The organism is Oleiagrimonas sp. (assembly GCF_027858935.1).
Lineage (GTDB): Bacteria > Pseudomonadota > Gammaproteobacteria > Xanthomonadales > Rhodanobacteraceae > Oleiagrimonas.
In genome coordinates, this window is sequence record NZ_JAQIBU010000342.1 from 1 (window position 1) to 2891 (window position 2891).

General features: G+C 59.3%; 1 protein-coding gene and 1 pseudogene. Both read right to left on the minus strand.

Features of this window, described 5'->3' with window-relative positions:
- Window positions 1–8 precede the first annotated feature (8 nt).
- Window positions 9–1313, minus strand: a complete 1305-nt coding sequence (locus PF446_RS13025; protein WP_298072294.1) for a glycosyl hydrolase family 18 protein — start codon at window positions 1311–1313, stop codon at window positions 9–11.
- 170 nt (window positions 1314–1483) lie between these two features.
- Window positions 1484–2662, minus strand: a pseudogene (locus PF446_RS13030) (IS4 family transposase).
- Between the last annotated feature and the right edge of the window lie 229 nt (window positions 2663–2891).

Sequence of the window (2891 nt, forward strand, 5' to 3'; positions counted from 1 at the left end):
GTGAAGCTCTACAACGACCACTTGCCCCATACAGCATTGGGGCACAGGACGCCTTTGCAGGCGATGCGGGCATGGCGCCAAAAGCGGCCCGATCTGTTTGTTAGGAGAACTAATAACCAAGCGGGACTAGACACGTAGGCATAAGGCTTGTAGTTGTCGGCGGCATGTATCTGGTTGGAGGCGGTGATTCCATCGAGAAACCAGACCTGATGCGCGATACCGGCGTGGTCGTTGTAGCTGTAGTGCGGGTTCTGCGTCCTGAAGTCGAAGCTGATGTGCGCCTGGGAGTTGGCGGCGCGGCGCAACGCATCATCAAAGGTCAGTACCTCGGCGTTGCTACCAGCAGCCCAGTCATAACCGTAGCTACCCAAGGCGATGATTGTATGTTCCGGGTCCAGCTGCTTCATACGCTTGTGAAGCGTGCGCTCAAACCAACCCTTGGCGGCAATGCTGCCCGCCTGCTTTCCGCCCCAGTGCTGGTCATACCCCATCAGCAGTTCAAAATCGACGAGCTTCGCATAGCCAGCGTAATCCCAGCTGGCGTCATCAAACGGCACTGACAGGACGATAGCCCAGCCATGCGGCAGGAACGCCAGCCTCAGTTCGGACAGAAACGCCTTTAGCGCGTGGTGCATCGCCGGTGTGACTTCCTCGAAGTCGATCGTCACGCCCTGAAAGTGATGGGCGTCGAGAAACGACACGATCTCAGCGATGCGCGCCTGCCGCATGGCAGGGTTCTCCAACATACGCGCCAGACCTTCACCGTCCCATTTTCCCTCGAAGGTATTTTGCAACAGCGGCAGAATCGGCGTTGCGGGCTTGAGGGTACGAATCAGCTGTAGCGCCTTGCTATCGATATCCGCGTTCAGGGCCATGTTGGGCCCACCGACCGTTGTCCAGGTCGGAATCACCCAGTCGAGCGTTGGCAGGGCGCGTCTCAGGGATGAATAGCTGCTGGCGTCCCAGTTCACATAAAAGCCGATCGCCAGCGCTCGGTCGTGCGGTTTTTCGAGTGACATCAATGGCGCAGGTGCCGGGTTCGACGGTGTCCAAATACGCCTCTGGCTCCATTGCGGATTGCGCGTGCGCTCCTCGCAAGCCTGCCTATTACCCGGCTTCAGGATGCCTTGCGTCGAACCCGATGCCGGCACGTGAGCCAGTGGGTGCTGGGGTTTGTTCGGCAGGCCGGGCAACAGGCTGATGACGCAAGCAAGCCCGAATAGCGTGCTACCCGCAATGGCAAGCCATCGCGTGCGGAATATGTGCGTGACACTTTCGCCAGTCATCTCGAAGACACTCGGCCTTTTCTGCATGTCGGTTCACGCGGGTAAATACGACGGAACGTATCGTTGTGAGGTTGCCAAAAACTGCAGCGGGGCCACGAGGACCCGTAGCGCAACTATCTGCGATAGAGATTGCGTGAAATGCGAACTAGTTCGCATAACAGCGCAAAGGGGACGGAGTCTGAGGTTTCCCCACCTTTTCATCCTGCCGCAACCATCTGATCGAGTAGTGCTGGAGACGGCTTTCGTATCTGCTCCATAAGTTCTTCGAGCCTGGTATTTGACCATCGTCGTACCAGCGCCTCACGACCCAGTCGCATGATGGAGTACAACCGTCGTCTGGATCGAAACGGCGCCAGCCACTGGTCGATGCCTGCGGTTTCGCAGGCCATGCCGACCAGCCAGCTGGCGAAGGCTGCCATCGTGTGGAGTAAAAGCAGCACCTCGATGCGCTTCCCCTTGCGGGTCAGGCTGTCCTCAAAGGCATGACCGTAACGGTGTGATTTGAGGTCCCGGAATGACAGTTCGATCTGCATGCGTCGCGCATACAGCGCAACCATCTGTCGGGCGCTCAAGTGACTCAGTGTTGGTGACGCAACGAGAAGCCATGGCTCCCGTTCTCTCGCCGCGTTTTGTTTGCTCTTCTTGGTGCGCGATGGCACGCCCTGACGATTGCGTTGTTTGCGTCCCTTCGGTGGCTTGGCATGCACCACAACACGGCAACGCCAAGGCTTCGCGCGCACCGTATCCATCAGCCCCAAGTCGCGCGGTTTGGCAACCGCCAGCTCTCAGAGTGCCCGGCACGGGACCCACGTATCCGGCGTTTCTGCTGCATCCGCAGGCTTGACCAGCGTGCGATGGCGCAGACGGCCAAGCCAGTACCAACCCATCGCTTCGACAGCACGAAGCGCCTTTCAACGGCGCAGCCGGTCAACCATGGTGCACGAAAGCCGGCATCGGTCACCAAGATCGGCTGCATGCCTTCGGGAATCACCGTTGCCAAGCGCTGCAGGAACTGCTTCTCCGCGGCCGGTGAACCTTGTTGTCCATCAGGAAAGACCATGTCCAGGATCGTCAGTGTGCGACCACCCACCGGCACGGCCGCTCGCAGCAGATGCCAGCGTCGATCCGCCTTGAGATCGCACCAATCCAACACGATTACCGGATGCTGGCCGCGCAGCAGCCAGCGCGCCATGGCCGCATGAAGGTGCTCGCGTTCCGCGTGCAGATGCCGGTTGCCTAGCAGCCGATCCAGCGCTTTCAGCGGGGCGCGGATACGCTCTGCACCCGGCGCGGGCAACATCGATCAGCGTCAAACGACGGCCCTGGATCAACGCTTCCACGGCCCGCAACAATACGCAGCGGCGCAGCGCGTGCATCGGCTGGAGTGCATCCCAGAGGTACTTTTGCAATACTTTGGTCGCGCATGGTGCGGTCTCCTCTGGCTTCGTAACCCTTGAGGAATAACCGCATCATGCGCGGACCGTTCCTTCAGTCCGCACGCAACGTGTTGATTGATCGAGCGGATTTGTGGGGAAAGCTCAGGTTCAGAGTGTCTTTTCTTTTAGGAAAGGCGCTGGGAAAGTCGACTCTGACCCTGTTTCCGGA